The organism is Lederbergia citrisecunda (genome assembly GCF_018343695.1).
In the GTDB taxonomy this organism is placed as follows: Bacteria; Bacillota; Bacilli; order Bacillales; family Bacillaceae_C; genus Lederbergia; species Lederbergia citrisecunda.
Genome location: NZ_JAGYPJ010000001.1, coordinates 2482875 through 2498600, shown reverse-complemented (window position 1 = coordinate 2498600; position 15726 = coordinate 2482875). Strand labels below are relative to the sequence as shown.

Sequence of the window (15726 nt, the reverse complement as noted above, 5' to 3'; positions counted from 1 at the left end):
TGGTGAACCGTACTATAAAGTTGATACATAACCACTGCTAGAACCTATTATTAAATTAATTAATTGATATAGGATATAAACAAAATTTAAATGAAATAAACCCAATCTTATCAGAAAGTACTCATCTAATACTTCCTTCATCACCTGCTCAAAATCCATTTCCCATTGCTTTAAGAATTCTACTCCTACCCATTCATAAAAGTTATATTGAAAAAAGAATGCATGATTGTTTAATCAGTACTTTCGATCATTACATTCAAGGCCATGTTTAATAAGGGCAGGTGTCCTTATGGAATAGAGTTTAAAAAAAAGAATAATTTATTTGTTTTTGGACCAAAATATGGTTGTTACTTAAGGTATCCAACATATTCGATCTCTAATTTTATGTATAAGTCATTTATTGTCTTTAATAGATTTTTTAAGGAATGACGTGAAGACATGGTCCAAAAATATAATTTATTAGATACTACGATTTTTAAAAAATTATATAAGCCTAAAAAACAAGCTTATACTGTGTTTAACGAGTCTACAAATAGGAAAAAAGAATATTTAGTTACTGTCATTACCCCTGTTTATAATGGGGAAAACTATTTAAAGAAGTCAATTGAATCCGTTAAGAATCAAACGCTTGGTTTTAAAAATATTGAGTACATCTTAATCGATGATTGTTCCACAGATCGTTCAAAAGAAATTTTATTAGATTATGAAAAAAAACATGAGAACATTACCGTGGTTTTGTTAGATTGTAATTCTGGTACACCTGGACGTCCTCGTAATATTGGTCTGGAATTAGCAAGTTCACCTTATATCACTTTTTTAGATGCAGACGATTGGCTCGATCCAAATGGATTACAAGTACTTTTTGAGATTTTAGAAGAAACAGGTGAAGCATATGTTGTTGGAAAAACGATCAGAGTGGATAATGGAGGAACTCAAGTAGTTGGTGACCATCAATCTTGTAAAGAAAGAAGAAGCGTATCTCCTTTTTCCATCCCGCATATATTTCACCATCTTGGTCCGACGGCAAGAATGATGCGAACTAGTTTTATTAAAGAGCAGCAGATTCAGTTCCCCGAGATGAAATTCGCCGAAGATAAGCAATTTTTTATTGATGTACTAACAAGTTGTAAAACAATCTCAACGACGACAAAGCCGATTTATTATGTAAATCGCTTGGATGAAACGAAAAAAACCCGCTTAACGAATCAAACCAATATTTTACAAAAAACAAATTATAATTTACAAGTAGTCCGTTACATTTTAAATCGAAAATTAGATATTGAAATTGAAAAAATGATAGTAAATCGAATTTATGAATTTGATTTAACGAGAAGGCTGTTTACGACACCACATTTTCAAAACACAAAATTAAAACTGCTGTACTATTATAAGTACAAACAAATTTTGAAGACAACAAAAAAATTAACATATGATTTTTCTGAGAACTTTTTACAACCAATTCATAAAGTAATTTATGAATTGATCCGTGAAGGTAGGTATAGTACAGTAACAAAACTGTTGGAATGGGATAAATCAATGAAAGTAAAAGAAGTGGCGATAAAAAATCATAAGCCTTATATGGTTACTCCTTTTCTTGAGGAAAAATATAAATATATTCCTTTGCCCATATATATCACCTTTAAACAACATTATTGTCAAGGGGACCGATACAATCTTCACTTTCATGTCTATGGTGATGACATCCATTCAATCACAGATGTATTAATTCGTGACGGGAAAAATGCTCACAATGATTATGTTTTACCGGTGACTATAAAAGAAAATGGTGAAGGATTTATCGAATTCAAATTAGACTCATTAAAAGATTTACCGCCTGCCAATTACTCCATTTTCGTTAGATATAATGATTATATGAAAATGAATATTAGGCAACTGATTAAAAATGAAATGAAACATCGTTACGAAAATAGAGAATTCATTTTTTATCATTCGGTCTTTTCCAATGTCGCTCTAAAAATAAAATGAAGAAAGATGTTTGAGAATACAACAGTAGGAGTGATAATACATATTGGGAAACTTGATATATTCAACTACCTCTTACTGATCATTTAAGCTTAAACTAATTCCAGATTGCCATAAGTTAACCACAGTTCTACAATCAACTGTATAAAGGCTAGCGTGTAAATGCTGGCTTTTTTGTTTTGAAAACATATACGTACAACTTTTCGTGTGATAATATTAAACTTAATGTAAGCGATTAATAATTCAAAGGTGATTATCAATGCGAAATGTGAAACTACTCAGTGGTATTTTTAAAGATTCACAGGAAAAGGGGAAGGAGTATTTGCTTTTTCTTGATGTGGATCGGTTGATTGCTCCGTGCTATGAAGCACAAAATCAAGAACCGAAAAAGCCTCGATATGGAGGATGGGAAGCCACGCAAATTGCAGGACACTCGGTCGGCCACTGGCTTTCTGCAGCTGCTTCCATGTATACAATTACAAAGGATGAGAGATTGCTTGAAAAGATCAATTATGCAGTCAGTGAACTTGAATATGTTCAAGCTCTAGACCCAGATGGTTATGTAAGTGGATTTCCTCGAGATTGTTTTGATCAAGTTTTTTCTGGTAATTTTGAAGTTGGACATTTTAGCTTGGGGGAGAGCTGGGTACCTTGGTACAGTATCCACAAAATTTATGCAGGTTTAATAGATGTGTATTCATTAGTTGGGAGTAAACGAGCACTAGAGATAGTATTAAAACTAGCGGATTGGGCGAAAAGAGGAACCGATCACTTGAGTGATGAACAATTCCAAAGAATGCTCATTTGCGAGCATGGCGGAATGAATGAAGCAATGGCGGATTTGTATACGATTACAAAAAATCAAGACTACCTTAATCTTGCTATTCGATTCTGTCATGATGCTATTTTAGAGCCATTGTCAAAAGGAATCGATGACCTAGAAGGGAAACATGCAAACACACAAATTCCGAAAGTCATTGGGGCAGCCAAGCTTTATGAGATTACTGGCGAGGAAAAATATCGAAGTATGGCTGAATTTTTCTGGAATGAGGTTACGAAATTTCGCTCTTATATTATAGGAGGAAATAGTATTAACGAGCATTTTGGTCCAGTAGGTCAAGAAAAACTTGGTATTCAGACTACTGAAACTTGTAATACGTACAACATGCTCAAGCTGACGGAAATTTTATATCGTTGGCAACAAAAAGCAGAGTATATGGATTTTTATGAAAAAGCACTATATAACCATATCTTGGCTTCGCAAGACCCTGAATCAGGAATGAAAACATATTTTATTTCGTCACAGCCTGGACATTTTAAAGTGTATTGTTCAGCGGAAAGTTCATTCTGGTGCTGCACTGGAACTGGGATGGAAAATCCCACTCTTTATAATAGAAATATTTATTTTCATAAGAATGATGAAATTTATGTTAATTTATTCATTAATTCTGAATGGACGAGTGGAGACGAAAAAATTATATTAAAACAGGAAACTCAGTTTCCAAACTCTGAGAAAGTATTGTTGCATGTTAATAAAGTCGACTCTCAATTAGAACAGATACATATTCGGGTTCCTTATTGGCTGTCGGATGACATCTCCATTTTGGTGAATGGAGAAAAAGTGGATGTTGATCCTAACAATGGGTACGCCACACTTAAAAGGAAGTGGACAACTGGGGATTCAGTTGAAATAAACCTTGCGATGAATCTTCACACCTATACGGCAAAAGATGACGCTAACAAAGTGGGAATAATGTTTGGACCTATTGTACTCGCAGGGGCACTTGGAAAAGAAAATTTCCCTGAAAGTGATATATTGGACGATCATTTAAAACTTAACAACCTTCCGTTGATCGATGTTCCTAATCTCGTGGCAGATAAGAATAATATACATAATTGGGTGAGACGAGTAGATGAACACTCATTAACATTTGAAACGGATGCTGTTGGGCAGCCAGGAAATATAAAAGTGAAACTCATCCCATTTTACGAATTGCACCATCAACGATACACCCTATACTGGAATATGCTAGATGAAGAAGCATACAAGTCCTTCGTAGACGATGAAAAAGAGCATAATGACAGATTGCGGAAAATAACAGTGGACTTTGTTCAGCCAGGGGAACAGCAGCCTGAAGTAGAACATGGAATCAAATCTAGCAACTCACACTCGGGGTATTTAAATGTTGCAGAGAGCAGATGGCGTGATTGTCGTGATGAAGGATTTTTTAGTTATGAGATGGCTGTCGAAGCCGATGTACAAATGCATTTGTTAGTGACGTATTACGGAAATGATAGAACAATCTTCCTTGACGGAAAGTTATACGAAAGAAACTTTAATATTTTTATAGATGACATAAAAATTGCCGAGCAAAAACTTGGTGGAACTAACTCCGATCATCTTTTCGATATAAGTTATGACCTTCCATTTGAAATGACAAAAGGTAAATCGAAAGTCGAAGTAAAATTTGCTTCAAGCGTTGGGAATATAGCTGGTGGAGTGTACGGGGTAAGGGTCATCAAAAGTCAATGAAGTATCTTGAAAAAGCCTGAATCACTGTATTCAGGCTTTAATAATTTTAGTAATATACGATTCCGCTCGCCGTTATGTTATTTTAGCGGAATCTATTAGCCGTTCCGGAGTTTCTATTAGCCATTACTGAGTTTCTATTAGCCATTACTGAGTTTCTATTAGCCATTACTGAGTTTCTATTAGCCATTCCGGTTTCTATTAGCCATTACTGAGTTTCTATTAGCCATTCCGGGTTTCTATTAGCCGTTTCGGGGTCTCTATTAGCCGTTTCGGGGTCTCTATTAGCCGTTTCGGGGTTTCTATTAGCCATTACTGAGTTTCTATTAGCCATTCCGGGTTTCTATTAGCCGTTTCGGGGTCTCTATTAGCCGTTTCGGGGTCTCTATTAGCCGTTTCGGGGTCTCTATTAGCCGTTTCGGGGTCTCTATTAGCCGTTTCGGGGTCTCTATTAGCCGTTTCGGGGTCTCTATTAGCCGTTTCGGGGTTTCTATTAGCCGTTTCGAAGTTTCTATTAGCCGTTTCGGAGTTTCTATTAGCCGTTTCGGGGTCTCTATTAGCCGTTTCGTGGTTTCTATTAGCCGTCCCGGGGTTTCTACTTGCCGTCCCGGAGTTTTTACTAGCCGTTCCGTGTTTTTACTAGCCGTTCCGCGGTTTTTACTAGCCGTTCCGGGTTTCTACTAATCTTTCCGTGGTTTCTATTAACCTATCCGGAGTTCCATTAGCCGTCCCGGGGTTTCTATTAGCCATTCCGGAAACCTTATCACCATTCCTACGATACTATTCAATTTAAGATTTCTCATGAATAAAGATCCTTCTTCATACAGTCCAGTTCCAAGTTATTGTTCTATTATGATTTTTAAGAGATAAATAGTGTATAATTGAAATAATCAAAAATTTCATGTGTAATACTCTCAAAACAGGTATGGAAAAGGAGCCGTGTTTTATGGAATTGAAAAAAATAAAAGATTTAACCGATCAGGTAAAACAAAATATTCAACAAGTCATAGTCGGGAAAGAAGATACGATTGATCAACTGCTTGTGGCACTGATTTCTTCTGGACACGTTCTTCTTGAAGATGTTCCGGGTACAGGAAAGACGTTATTGGCGAAATCATTGGCGCAATCGCTTTCTTGTTCATGTAAACGCATCCAGTTTACTCCTGACTTACTCCCATCTGATATAACTGGGATCAACTTTTATAATCAAAAAATAGGCGAGTTCGAATTTCGTCCTGGTCCTATTTTTTCCAATATCATTTTGGCGGATGAAATTAATCGTGCGACTCCTAGAACGCAGTCGAGTCTTCTTGAATGTATGGAGGAGCAGCAAACGACGATTGATGGTGAGACACATGTATTAGAAAAACCTTTTCTTGTCATCGCGACTCAAAACCCACTTGAAAGCCAAGGTACGTTTCCTTTGCCAGAAGCACAACTCGACCGCTTCTTATTAAAATTAAACTTAGGCTATCCTTCCAAAGAAGAAGGAATCGCCATTTTAAAACGTTTTAAAGAAAAAAATCCGATTCATGAATTGCTGCCGATTGCGAGTAAGGAAGACATAGTAGAGGCACAAAGACTGTATTCAAAAGTATATGTAAGTGACGATATGCTTAGCTATATGATGGAAATTATTGAAAAAACAAGAAATCATGAACATATTGAATTAGGCGTAAGCCCACGTGGAAGTCAGGCGTTGCTTAAGGCAGTCCAAGTATATGCTTTGTTAAAAGGTAGGGACTACGTTATTCCAGATGATGTGAAAGCAATGGTCAAGCCAGTTTTGGCGCATCGTCTCATTTTAGCCCATACGATGAGGCTGCGGGAAAATCAAGCACACCTATTATTGGATGAAATTGTTGATCAGGTTGCGGTTCCGGCAGAAGAATTGACGGTGAAGTAAATGAATATTGCGTGGTTTATTTTGATTACATTTGCGGTAGTTGGGGGTCAAGCGTACATCTATCATAAATGGGGACTACTTCGAATTGAATATACGAGGTCATTTAATGAAAAAGCGGTTTTTGAGGGCGAAGAAGTTGAAATGATAGATGAAATTTCTAATAAAAAACTTCTTCCCATTCCGTGGCTTCGCCTTGAATCAAAAATAAGTGCCAATCTGCAATTCCAAAAAACTTCCGCTACTGATAATGAAATCAACAGTGGGGACTATCATCGCACGTTATTTAGCTTAATGCCCTATCAAAAAGTGAAGCGACGACAATTTTTGACCTGTACAAAAAGAGGACATTACCAATTTAAAACCGTATCTCTATCTACCGGTGATGCATTTGGGATTAGTGAAAGATTTACAAGTGTATCTTCAACTGCGGAAATTATTGTGTATCCGCGATTAGTTTCAATGGAAAATATCCCACTTCCCGCACATAGCTGGTTAGGTGATATTATCGTCCGTCGCTGGATTATTGAAGATCCCTTTTTAATATCTGGTGTCCGTGATTACGCTTACGGAGACCCTTTAAATTCGGTCAATTGGAAGGCAACCGCTCGTACGAATCGTCTTCAAGTAAGTAAAAAGGATTATTCGGCAGATCATCACTTAATGATATATATAAATTTTAATCAAACAGAAGATTTCCGTATCCCGATTGTCGATGAGGCCCTTATGGAAGAAGCACTTTCCTATGCAGCATCCATTGCCCAATATGCAATTGCAAATGGTATTGCAACTGGCTTTGGCTGCAACGCGTATTTTGATGAATTGGATAAAAAACCGATTCGAATTGAGCCAGAGAATAGCAAACAGCAGTTGACCTATTTATTTGAGACAATGGCAAAAGTAAAAATAGGTACAAGTACATTTATTGATTTTTTCTTACAAGAAGATGTGGATCGTCCCTTAGAAGGGACTGATATTCTTTTAATAACGGCTATTATGACGGATGGTATGAAAGAAACGATTAAAAGGTTGGAATCACAAGGGAATTCTGTGGAAGTTCTTACTTTACAATCTGAAATTTTACTAAAAAAGGCGAATGAAAAGGTGGGATAACATGAAAAAAATGATCGTTACACTCATTCAAGGGTTGTTTGAATACCTCCTTTTCCTTCCGCTAATTCTAATGTTTGGAATTCTTGTTGTTCCAGAAGTCTTATGGATTTGGATTCCGGTCCTTTACGGTTTGTTTATTGTCGGTGTTCTATTTAGAACTATATTTCCGCAACAAAAATGGTGGGTATATGCCATTTGTTCCTTTGTATTCGCAATTATTCCAAGCATATTATTTGGTCACCATATCTTATCTTTAACCTTATTAATATTACTTCATCCTGTAGTTATTTATCGCGGAATGATGTATGTGGGCCGCAATTGGGAAAGCCTTCTACCTACATCTTTTATGTGGTATGGAGGATTTGGAATTTATTTTGTCTGCTATCTACTTTTCCGTTACGTTGAAAAATTTCAAACCCATTTAACAATCATTTCAATTTGTGGAGCAGTTGTAGTCGTTATTATTCTTTTTATATCAAACGGCGAGCAGTTGAAAGCATCAACATTATCTAAAGAAAAGAAACCGTTTATTAGTCGAGCCATCAAAAACCAGAACAGAGTGTACCTTATATTAACGTCTATAACTATTCTCCTTTTAACAAACGGAAAAATCGTACAGGAAGCAGTTTTTCAAGCAATTAAAGGTTTATTTCAATTGATTTTTTGGTTATTTGGATCGGATCAAGGGAAATCAGTAGTAGAAGAAACCCCCCCTCCTGCCCAAATGGGAATTGACTTAGAAAAAGGGGAGCCTAATGCGTTTTGGAAGTTTTTGGAAATGTTTTTTATGTACATAGGTTATGCAGTTATAGTAGCTCTTGCAGTGGGGATTCTTCTTTTATTTATAAAAAGAGTAAGAATGTTAGTTATGAAAGCTCTTAGCAAATTTATCGACTTTTTAAAAAATATCATTTTTAGATCATCTGAATTGGAAGAATCAAGACAGTATATTGATGAAAAAGAGAGTGTCTTTGATTGGAAAGAATGGAAGGATGCCCAACAGGAAAAAGCGATGGGACTTTTTCAGCAAATCTTTAAACGCGAGCCACGCTGGGATTCCTTAACAACTGAACAAAAGGTTAGATATGTGTATAAACAAATTGTGAAGCAACATAAAAAGGAAATGGATTTCAAGTCGTCTAAAACGCCAAGAGAAACCATCGAAATATTAAAGTCTTTATTGACTGAAAAGACCACATTAGAAGAGTTAAGAGATGCGTATGAACAAGTAAGATATGGCGGGCAGAGTGTGGAGGCTAGTAGGATCAAGGAACTGCGATTGTTAATTAAAGAATAAATTACCAACGGGATCATTTAGAAGGTCCCTTTTATTCTTCACGGTTAGTAAGGGGGGAAACTATGATCACCACCAGCATTTTTCACCCGCAATTAATAGAAGATCGCTATTTTCCTAAAGTGAATGCTTATTATTTTAAGCACTGGGAAAATTATGAAATGGCTTTTCATACACATAAAGATATAGAAATTATGTATGTTATTAATGGAGAATGCATCGTAGAAACCTTATCGGAAGCCATTACATTAAAAAAAGGTGATTTTATATTACTTGATTCCAATATTCCTCATAGACTTATCGTGGCTGCAGGTGACCCATGCAGAATGTTAAATGTGGAATTTTCTTTCCTTCATTCGAATGGAAGTTTTCCTTCCATTAAAGAACTAGCCTATGAAAATAAGGCGTTATCAGAGTTTTTGAAAATGAAGAGCCCTTACATCGTATTAAAGGATCCGAATGAAATCTATCATACTCTGAAAAATCTCGTTCTTGAAAGTGATAAAAAAGAAGATAAACAGATGATGGTTCAGCTGCTTATATCTCAATTACTTATCCAAATAGCGCGAATGGCTGTTGAAGATGTGGAACTAAAAAAAGTAAATCAGCAAGCGAATGTATATGTAAATCAAGCAGTTGAATTTCTACACCAAAATTATGACTGTGACTTGAAATTAGAGGATATTGGACGAGCCGTTAATTTGCACCCTGGATATCTTCATAGAGTTTTTAAAAAACTGATGAATTGTACCATTATGGAATACTTAACTCTTCTTCGAATGGATAAGGCGAAGGCGCTTTTAGCTGATACAGACATTCCAATTATAGAAATTTCACAATATGTTGGAATTAATAGTAGTCAATATTTTAGTCAAATCTTTAAAAAGCATACTAGTATGACGCCTATTGATTATAGAAGAACGTACTCGAGTCAAATAACAAAATTCCGTTAATGAAAGGTTAATATTTTAAACATGTAATAACTGAAAAGTTAACATCCTGCAATATTCTGAATGCCATGATTGCTATGATATTAGCAATCATATTTTTTTGAAAAGGAGATATGCTAATGTCATTTAAAGTGGCTTTTATTGGGGCAGGAAGTATCGGTTTCACGAGAGGACTTTTACGTGATCTTCTATCAGTTCCAGAGTTTCATAACATCGAAATCGCCTTTACAGATATTAATGAACATAATTTAGACATGGTTACCCAGCTCTGTCAAAGAGATATTGACGAAAATGGCCTAAATATTAAAATTCAACCAACACTCGATCGTAGAGAAGCATTTAAAGATGCGAAATACATTTTTTCCGTTGTCCGTATTGGTGGGCTGGAAGCTTTCCAAATGGATGTTGATATCCCGCTAAAATATGGAATTGATCAATGTGTTGGAGACACACTCTGTGCAGGCGGAATTATGTATGGGCAACGCGGAATTGCAGAAATGCTGGACATTTGTAAAGATATTAGAGAAGTGGCAGCTCCTGACGTACTTCTTCTTAACTATGCGAACCCGATGGCGATGATTACGTGGGCTTGCAATAAATATGGTGGGGTCAAGACTATTGGACTTTGTCACGGTGTGCAAGGCGGACATTGGCAGATTACTACGGCTCTTGGTCTTAAAAAAGAAGAAGTCGATATCATTTGTGCAGGAATCAACCATCAAACATGGTATATTAGTGTGAAACATAATGGGGAAGATTTAACGCATAAAATATTGGAAGCGTTTGAAAGTCATCCTGAATTCAGTAAAACTGAAAAAGTCCGGATTGATATGCTAAGGCGATTTGGCTATTACAGTACGGAATCGAATGGTCATTTGAGTGAATATGTTCCTTGGTACAGGAAACGTCCTGAAGAAATCAATGATTGGATTGATTTAGGCGTATGGATTAACGGTGAAACCGGAGGCTATCTGCGCGTATGTACAGAAGGAAGAAACTGGTTTGAAACAGACTTTCCAAACTGGTTAAAAGAAAAACCAATGGAATACAAGCCGGAAAAACGAAGTGAAGAGCATGGATCGTGGATTATCGAAGGACTTGAGACGGGGCGCGTCTACCGAGGTCATTTTAATGTTGTGAATAATGGAGTCATTTCCAATCTACCGGATGACGCCATCATTGAAGCACCAGGTTATGTTGACCGAAATGGAATTAACATGCCTCATGTTGGTGATTTGCCACTTGGTCCGGCAGCGGTTTGTAACGCAAGTATATCTGTTCAAAGACTTGCAGTGGAAGCTGCAGTACATGGAGATGATTTCCTTCTTCGTCAGGCTATGATGATGGACCCGCTAACAGGTGCAGTATGCAATCCGAAAGAAATTTGGCAAATGACTGACGAGATGCTTGTGGGGCAAGAAAAATGGTTACCGCAATACCATAAGGCAATTGCTGAAGCGAAAGAGCGACTCGCCTTAGGTAATCTCATTCCTACGAAAGATGATTACAAAGGAGCTGCTCGTCTTAAAGTAAAATCGGTTGAAGAAATGGCAGAAGACCGTGAAGCAGCTAGTAAAAATGCCGGGGAAGCGGATAAGGCGAAGGAGAGGCCAGCGGCGGTGAAATAAGATTAAACTAAAAGAGTGATTTGTCGAATTAACATGACAAATCACTCTTTTTTTATCCTATAAAATAACCGTATGATATTAAAGTTAACATCTATTGGTACGTATAGGTAGTTTTGGTGAAACGCAGCAATATACAACTTCAACCTTTCAGAAGAGAAAATTATGAATAATATTGTCGAAAATACCGTTATAAAATAAGGCTTTTTTACTATAGTTCATTAAATAAAATGGTTGACCACATTTACGACAAATGATAACATGTTCGTACAGGTAATAGAGTAGAGTTATCACAGGTTGTACAACAACTATACTGATAAATACTACGGGGGTGTGAGTTTTCATTTTTGTTGAAAGCGTTTCCTTATTAATGAGTACCGTGTCAAATAACAGGGGGGATAAATGGTGATAAAAAAGAGTCTTTTCATTTTACTGATTGGAGTAATGTCGATCGTTCTTGTAGCTTGTGGTGGAAAGAAATCAGGCTCTGGTTCTGGAGAAGCAACAGATAGTCGTGTTGTTGGAGACGATATTAAAGGAGCGACAGAATTAACTTTTTGGACGTTTGCTTCCTTGCATATGGAGTTTTTTGAAGATGCTGCAAAACGCTGGAATGAAGAGAATTCAGACAAACCGATTAAATTGAAGGTAGAAACATATCCTTATGATCAAATGCATAATAACTTGCTTTTAGCCTTACAATCTGGGAAGGGTGCCCCTGACATTTCGGATATTGAAATCAGTCGTTTTCCGAATTATTTGCAAGGCGAGCCGCAATTATTGCCGATGAATCAGCTTGTTGAGCCTGAAATCGATAATTTTGTAAAAGCTCGTTTGGAAATATATAGTAAAGACGGCCAGTATTACGGGATGCCAACACATGTCGGTGCATCAGTCATGTATTATAACAAAGAAATTATGGATGAAGCAGGAGTAGATATTGATTCCATTAAAACTTGGGACGACTATGTAGAGGCTGGGAAACAAGTAGTTGCGAAAACAGGGAAAATGATGACAAATGTCCCTACTGGTGACTATATTCCGATGTGGGCTATGATTAGCCAGCAGGGCTCTGACTGGTTTGATGAAAATGGGGAAGTAACTGTCGACAGCCCTGAAAATATTAAAGCACTCCAATTCCTGCATGACCTCATTTATGTGCATAAAATCGCTGAATTGACTCCCGGAGGACAACCTCACGCGGAAGAATATTATGCTTATATGAATGACGGTGGGGCAGCTTCCATCTCAATGCCATTATGGTATATGGGTAGATTTATAGATTATATGCCAGACTTAAAAAATAAGATGGTCATTCGTCCGATGCCTGCTTGGGAGCCGGGTGGTTTCAGATCGGCGGGTATGGGAGGAACAGGAACTGTCGTTACGAATCAAACGAAGCATCCTGATCTCGCAAAAGAATTTTTAGCATTTGCAAAACTTTCAAGGGAAGCGAATATCAAATTATGGACGGTCCTAGGCTTCGACCCTCCTCGCTGGGACGTATGGGAAAGTGAAGAAGTGAAGCAAGACAATAAATTCTACCAATTCTTTGGTAACGATATTTTCGATACACTTCTTGATGTACGGGATGAAATCAATCCTGTTCATATAACTCCGCAAACTCCTGAAGTGCAGAATGAAATTAATACGATCACATTTGATAGTGTCTTAAGGCAGCAAACAAAGACTGCAGAAGAAGCATTGAAAGAAGCAGCGGAGAAAATTAGAAGCAATAAGCAGTAAAGAAATACTTGATGGGACAGGATCATTCCTGTCTTATCAAGTAATTAAGAAATGACGAGGTGGTATCATATGTTACCAACACCGCGAAATACAGCAACTGAAATGGCACCTATAAAGAGCCCGAATAAAATTTTAAAGTTTTTAAACTCTAAAAAAGTTGTACCTTATATATTCGTTACGCCGTTTGTTCTATCATTTTTCGTTTTTACACTTTATCCAACGATAAAAGCATTCATTATGAGTTTTCAAAGTATTTTGCCCGGTCAAATAACATATATAGGATTCAGAAATTATTCCAGGATTCTCAACCCTACGTTTTATAAAGCTTTATCAAATACGACGATATATGTTGTTTTAACGGTAGTCATTTTAGTAACAGTCCCGATAATTTTAGCAGTTTTACTAGACTCTAAGTTAGTTAAATTCAAAGTATTGTTTAGAGCATCCTTATTTATACCAGCATTAACATCCACGATTGTTGCAGGTATGGTTTTTCGATTGTTATTTGGAGAAACTGACAGCGCTGCTGCAAACCAATTCATGAATTGGCTTGGATTGAACTCTGTCGAATGGCGTTATCATGCGTGGTCCGGGATGCTTTTGATGGTTTTGCTTTGTTGCTGGCGTTGGATGGGAGTCAATATTTTATACTTCCTCGCTGCATTACAAACGGTTCCGAATGAATTATATGAAGCGGCTGATATTGATGGTGCATCCAGGTTTCAGAAATTTCGATTTGTGACGCTGCCATTTTTAAAACCAGTTACGATTTTCGTGTCGACGATTTCAATCATCGGTGGATATCGAATGTTTGAGGAAAGTTTCGTTTACTGGAGTGGCGGTTCTCCTGGAAATATCGGATTAACAGTTGTAGGATATCTTTACCAACAAGGAATACAACAAAATAACATGGGATTCGGTGCTGCAATTGGGGTTGTGTTGATGATTATCATCTTTATTATTAGTTTCATTCAGCTTATTCTCACCGGAGCATTTAAAAGGGGAGATGAATAATATGAAACCGAAAAAAAGTGATTCAGGACTCAAATGGGTTATTAATGTTTTCTTTGTCATCATTTCATTGATTGCGCTGTTTCCAATTTTGAGCTTGCTTCTTTCTTCTTTTAGACCCTCATCAGAATTAATGCGTAACGGGATTAGTTTAACGTTCGACCCAAGTTCATTAAACATTGACAACTATATTTATATTTTCACAGTGGCTGGCAATTATTGGGACTGGTATGGGAATAGCTTAGTCATTTCAGCGATTACAATTGTTCTTTCTTTGTTTTTTTCATCAATGGTAGGATATGCTTTAGCATTATATGATTTTAAAGGTAGAAACCTTTTATTTATGCTCGTTTTATTTATTTTGATGGTACCTTTTGAAATTTTAATGTTGCCGCTTTACCAACTCATGATCAGTTGGCAGTTAATTAATACATATACGGCTGTTATGCTCCCAGCAATTGTTGCGCCAATTGCAGTTTTCTTTTTTAGGCAATTTGCCCTCGGTTTACCTAAGGAATTGATGGATGCTGCAAGAATTGATGGATCGACGGAGTATGGGATCTTTTTTAAAATCATGCTGCCGTTAATGACACCATCTTTAGCGGCGATGGCAATTTTACAAGGATTAGGAAGCTGGAATAACTTCCTATGGCCTCTTATAGTATTGCGTTCGAATGATATGTTCACATTGCCGATTGGATTAGCAACATTGTTAACACCGTACGGGAATAACTACGATATATTGATTGCTGGTTCGGTTATGACGATTGTTCCAATCATTATATTATTTATCTTTTTCCAACGCTATTTTGTAACAGGGCTTACTGTTGGTGGAGTTAAAGGATAGAAAAGAGTGAAAGAAGATGAATAAGGGTGGCTACAACATGGTAGGTAAACAAATCGTATCCACATTTGATCGAATCCTAAGTTGGGTTATGCGTTTTGCCATTCTAAACGTGTTATGGTTTCTATTTTCATTTCTCGGTTTATTCATAGCGGGTGTTTTTCCTGCGACGGTTGCTGCGCTTGGGGTAGCGAGAAAGTGGATAATGGGTAATGATGAGACTCATATTTTTCAAGAGTTCAAGGACATATATAAGCAAGAGTTTAAAAGTGCCAATGTTCTTGGATGGATTCTTACGATTGTTGGTTTGGTACTCTATATAAATTATCGAGTAATGGTGAATACAACAAATGAAATCCTGTTTATCATCCCATTTGCTTTTTACCTTTTAGTTTTTTTCTATTCAATCATTGCATTATGGTCATTTCCATTAATGGCTCATTACGAGGCCAAATGGCATAATCATATAAAAAATGCATTCATTATAGGTATTTCAAGGATACATTATACGCTGTTACTTGGAATGGTCATTTTCATTGTGCTTTATATCTCTTTGGAAATCCCCGCATTTATTCTCTTTTTCTCGATTGCTGTTGCATTAGCAGGAAGTATGTGGGTATCCATGCAAGTCTTTTTTAAATTGGATAAAAGCTAAGTGTTCTTACAACCCCTTTCATTTATTTCAGAATTCTGGTATTCTAAAAATAATGAAATTCAAAAAAATAAG

At 36.7% G+C, this 15726-nt stretch carries 12 protein-coding genes; 11 read left to right on the top strand and 1 reads right to left on the bottom strand.

Annotated features, from left to right (window positions below):
* Window positions 1–438: 438 nt before the first annotated feature.
* Together KHA93_RS12530 and KHA93_RS12525 are read left to right on the top strand one after the other, a co-directional pair.
* Complete coding sequence (locus KHA93_RS12530; protein ID WP_213111035.1) at window positions 439–1986, top strand: glycosyltransferase family 2 protein; 1548 nt, start codon at window positions 439–441, stop codon at window positions 1984–1986.
* A gap of 256 nt (window positions 1987–2242) precedes the next feature.
* Window positions 2243–4516, top strand: coding sequence for a glycoside hydrolase family 127 protein (locus tag KHA93_RS12525; protein ID WP_213111034.1), 2274 nt, complete (start codon window positions 2243–2245; stop codon window positions 4514–4516).
* Window positions 4517–4721: 205 nt separating this feature from the next.
* Here KHA93_RS12525 and KHA93_RS23540 read toward each other — a convergent pair whose 3' ends face one another.
* The gene (locus KHA93_RS23540) at window positions 4722–4847 is read right to left on the bottom strand and encodes a hypothetical protein (RefSeq protein ID WP_267917343.1); all 126 of its coding nucleotides are present in this window, start codon (window positions 4845–4847) and stop codon (window positions 4722–4724) included.
* Between the two features lie 612 nt (window positions 4848–5459).
* Between KHA93_RS23540 and KHA93_RS12520 the strand changes: the two genes are divergently transcribed.
* The 9 genes from KHA93_RS12520 to KHA93_RS12480 all read left to right on the top strand — a co-directional run bounded on the left by KHA93_RS12520 (window position 5460) and on the right by KHA93_RS12480 (window position 15654).
* Window positions 5460–6419: an AAA family ATPase gene (locus KHA93_RS12520; RefSeq protein WP_213111033.1), complete on the top strand. Its 960-nt coding sequence runs from the start codon at window positions 5460–5462 to the stop codon at window positions 6417–6419.
* Window positions 6420–7529 (top strand): DUF58 domain-containing protein, encoded by a 1110-nt coding sequence (locus KHA93_RS12515; protein ID WP_213111032.1) that lies wholly within the window; start codon window positions 6420–6422, stop codon window positions 7527–7529. It begins immediately after the preceding gene.
* Window position 7530: 1 nt separating this feature from the next.
* On the top strand, window positions 7531–8826 hold the full coding sequence (locus KHA93_RS12510) for a DUF4129 domain-containing protein (RefSeq protein ID WP_213111031.1): 1296 nt from the start codon (window positions 7531–7533) through the stop codon (window positions 8824–8826).
* Window positions 8827–8888: 62 nt separating this feature from the next.
* A complete protein-coding gene (locus tag KHA93_RS12505) occupies window positions 8889–9776 on the top strand; it encodes an AraC family transcriptional regulator (RefSeq protein ID WP_233711142.1) in 888 nt (295 codons plus the stop codon).
* Window positions 9777–9892: 116 nt separating this feature from the next.
* Window positions 9893–11401, top strand: coding sequence for an alpha-glucosidase/alpha-galactosidase (locus tag KHA93_RS12500; RefSeq protein WP_213111030.1), 1509 nt, complete (start codon window positions 9893–9895; stop codon window positions 11399–11401).
* A gap of 399 nt (window positions 11402–11800) precedes the next feature.
* Entirely contained in the window at window positions 11801–13144 is a 1344-nt protein-coding gene (locus tag KHA93_RS12495; protein ID WP_213111029.1) for an ABC transporter substrate-binding protein, read from the top strand.
* Window positions 13145–13213: 69 nt separating this feature from the next.
* A complete protein-coding gene (locus KHA93_RS12490; protein ID WP_213112905.1) occupies window positions 13214–14158 on the top strand; it encodes a carbohydrate ABC transporter permease in 945 nt (314 codons plus the stop codon).
* A gap of 1 nt (window position 14159) precedes the next feature.
* Window positions 14160–15002, top strand: a complete 843-nt coding sequence (locus tag KHA93_RS12485) for a carbohydrate ABC transporter permease (protein ID WP_213111028.1) — start codon at window positions 14160–14162, stop codon at window positions 15000–15002.
* 37 nt (window positions 15003–15039) lie between these two features.
* On the top strand, window positions 15040–15654 hold the full coding sequence (locus KHA93_RS12480; protein ID WP_213111027.1) for a YesL family protein: 615 nt from the start codon (window positions 15040–15042) through the stop codon (window positions 15652–15654).
* Window positions 15655–15726: the final 72 nt, after the last annotated feature.

Bases quoted from the DNA above. Each gene is read 5' to 3' on its own strand.
- KHA93_RS12530 (WP_213111035.1), top strand. From the start codon at position 439: ATGGTCCAAAAATATAATTTATTAGATACTACGATTTTTAAAAAATTA.
- KHA93_RS12525 (WP_213111034.1), top strand. From the start codon at position 2,243: ATGCGAAATGTGAAACTACTCAGTGGTATTTTTAAAGATTCACAGGAA.
- KHA93_RS23540 (WP_267917343.1), bottom strand. From the start codon at position 4,847: ATGGCTAATAGAAACTCAGTAATGGCTAATAGAAACCCCGAAACGGCT.
- KHA93_RS12520 (WP_213111033.1), top strand. From the start codon at position 5,460: ATGGAATTGAAAAAAATAAAAGATTTAACCGATCAGGTAAAACAAAAT.
- KHA93_RS12515 (WP_213111032.1), top strand. From the start codon at position 6,420: ATGAATATTGCGTGGTTTATTTTGATTACATTTGCGGTAGTTGGGGGT.
- KHA93_RS12510 (WP_213111031.1), top strand. From the start codon at position 7,531: ATGAAAAAAATGATCGTTACACTCATTCAAGGGTTGTTTGAATACCTC.
- KHA93_RS12505 (WP_233711142.1), top strand. From the start codon at position 8,889: ATGATCACCACCAGCATTTTTCACCCGCAATTAATAGAAGATCGCTAT.
- KHA93_RS12500 (WP_213111030.1), top strand. From the start codon at position 9,893: ATGTCATTTAAAGTGGCTTTTATTGGGGCAGGAAGTATCGGTTTCACG.
- KHA93_RS12495 (WP_213111029.1), top strand. From the start codon at position 11,801: ATGGTGATAAAAAAGAGTCTTTTCATTTTACTGATTGGAGTAATGTCG.
- KHA93_RS12490 (WP_213112905.1), top strand. From the start codon at position 13,214: ATGTTACCAACACCGCGAAATACAGCAACTGAAATGGCACCTATAAAG.
- KHA93_RS12485 (WP_213111028.1), top strand. From the start codon at position 14,160: ATGAAACCGAAAAAAAGTGATTCAGGACTCAAATGGGTTATTAATGTT.
- KHA93_RS12480 (WP_213111027.1), top strand. From the start codon at position 15,040: ATGGTAGGTAAACAAATCGTATCCACATTTGATCGAATCCTAAGTTGG.